We start from the raw sequence: 2,184 nt of genomic DNA, 5'->3' as shown, positions 1-2,184 counted from the left end.
CCCAGCCGTCCCCGACATTCCTCCACCAAAATCATGGCGGCTACTGCAACAATCGGCTTCGTCATGGAAGCGATGCGAAAAATCGTGTCACGCCGCATCGGTTCACCGCCCTCTAGTGATTGCGTGCCAATCGCATTGACATGCACCTCGCCTTTACGATAAACCAGTGAGACCAGTCCTGGCAGTTCTCCGCGCTCGACATAGCCACTCATCCTGTCATGCATGCGTCCAAGTCTGTCTAGTGAAAATGCTCCCTTGCTCATCCCTTAACCCCTCCGTCCGGTTTTTAAAAAACTCTTATGGAAGTGGTGGTTCTTCTCGGATGCAGATGCTTCTTACCTTAAAAGATATCACATTTCACAAGCAGCTCATGTCGTTTGTTGTTTGACGTACAGTTGACGATATTCACTCGGCGTCTTGCCCGTCATTTTTTTAAACAACGTGATAAAATACGGCGTATTCGGCATTCCTACCAATTGTGCAACATCCGCGATTTGGTTGTTCGAATGAGCCAGCAGCTCTCGCGCCCTTTCTATCCGCTTTTTCTGGATGTACTCCACGGGCGTCATATCCATGAGTCGCTTAAACGTTCGCTGCAAATGAAACGGACTGCCATGGCACATATCAGCCAAATGCTCCAACGTCAGCTTTTCGTTATAATGAGAATCAATATACTGTGTAATTTGTGCCACCCACTCACGATCAGGCAACCTCTCTCCCGTAGGCTTGCAGCGTTTACATGGGCGAAATTCTTCCCGCAGGGCTTGGCTTGCATTTTGGAAAACCCGCACATTCTCCCTCTTCGGCGGCTTCGACTTGCACGACGGTCTACAAAAAATCTTCGTCGTTTTTACCGCATAAAAAAATTGATCATCGTAAGACACATCGTTTTGAATAATGGCCTGCCATCGCTCATCGGTTACCCGTTCCTCCAAGACATGTCATCTCCTTTGCCATAGCCGTTTTCGAATCGCTTGCTCTTACCGACAGTATACCCCCACGCTACGTGATCCGTACTGCTAGAAGATTAAAATAGCAAGATAACGAAATGACAGGATTGCTTTTCTTGTTATAAAACTAGAAGGAAGTCAGACAGGAGGTTTTCGCATGATAAGCGGTCTATCCGACTCGGCTTGGGTCGATAATAGAGAAGAAATAATCTTGTCCGTACCTACGGAATTCAGTTTTACGCAAAATCTTCAATACTTGTCCAGAGCATCCAACGAATGCATGTTTCACATTCAAAACGGGCGCCTCTACAAAGCCATCCCGCTGGAACAAGATCCACAAGTGGTAGAAATTCACGCAGATAACGATCAAGGATTGACTGTGCGTTTTCTCAGCCCTTCGCTTCCCTCTGAAAAAGTCCGGATAGAGGTAGCACGCTATGTCCTGGATTGGTTCGATCTCGATCGAAATTTGGTTCCGTTTTATGAGCTTGCCGCAGAGGATGCTCTCCTAAAGCAGGCCGTTGAAAAGTTTTACGGGTTGCGGACCATGGGCATTCCCGACCTGTTTGAAGCACTCAGTTGGGGAATCATTGGACAACAAATTAACCTGACTTATGCGTACACGCTTAAACGGCGGTTGGTAGAGACATTTGGAAGACGGGTAGAGTTCGAAGGACAGACGTATTGGCTTTTTCCCACAGCGGAAAAAATCGCCGGATTGACCGTCGCTGATCTGGATGGATTGCGCATGACGACCAAGAAATGCGAGTATTTGATTGATGTTGCACAACTCATCGTTGAAGGGAAACTATCGAAAGAGCTATTATGGGACGGAGGAGATTATCAAACCGCGGAGAAACGATTGACCAGCATCCGCGGGATTGGACCGTGGACGGCCAACTATGTGCTCATGCGCTGTCTGCGAATACCCTCTGCTTTTCCCATTGACGATGTCGGCCTGCACAATGCGATCAAATTTTTACTAGGCAATGAAAAAAAGCCGACAAAAGCAGAAATACGAGAGCTGTCTAAGGCTTGGACGAATTGGGAGTCGTACGCTACTTTTTATTTATGGCGTTTTCTTTATTAATCAAAGGAGGTTCTATCCTATGCTAAAAATAGGTTCGCACGTATCATTTTCCGGTAAAGGACTGCTGAATGCCGCCGAAGAAGCATCCACCTACGGCTCGAGTACCTTTATGATCTACACGGGTGCACCGCAAAACACCCGCCG

At 47.4% G+C, this 2,184-nt stretch carries 3 protein-coding genes and 1 pseudogene; 2 read left to right on the top strand and 2 right to left on the bottom strand.

Features of this window, described 5'->3' with window-relative positions:
• A partial coding sequence (locus PMI05_RS23000; protein ID WP_007727003.1) for a serine hydrolase domain-containing protein occupies nucleotides 1-263 on the bottom strand: 263 nt, incomplete at its 3' end.
• Nucleotides 264-368: 105 nt separating this feature from the next.
• Entirely contained in the window at nucleotides 369-935 is a 567-nt protein-coding gene (locus tag PMI05_RS22995) for a bifunctional transcriptional activator/DNA repair enzyme AdaA (RefSeq protein ID WP_007727000.1), read from the bottom strand.
• 172 nt (nucleotides 936-1,107) lie between these two features.
• On the opposite strand from PMI05_RS22995, the gene PMI05_RS22990 reads away from it, so the two are divergent.
• Together PMI05_RS22990 and PMI05_RS30795 are read left to right on the top strand one after the other, a co-directional pair.
• Complete coding sequence (locus tag PMI05_RS22990; RefSeq protein ID WP_007726998.1) at nucleotides 1,108-2,040, top strand: DNA-3-methyladenine glycosylase; 933 nt, start codon at nucleotides 1,108-1,110, stop codon at nucleotides 2,038-2,040.
• 19 nt (nucleotides 2,041-2,059) lie between these two features.
• Nucleotides 2,060-2,184: pseudogene (locus PMI05_RS30795) on the top strand (deoxyribonuclease IV); the annotation flags it as partial.

This window comes from Brevibacillus sp. BC25, from assembly GCF_000282075.1.
In the GTDB taxonomy this organism is placed as follows: Bacteria; Bacillota; Bacilli; order Brevibacillales; family Brevibacillaceae; genus Brevibacillus.
This window is presented reverse-complemented; position numbering and strand designations above follow the sequence as displayed.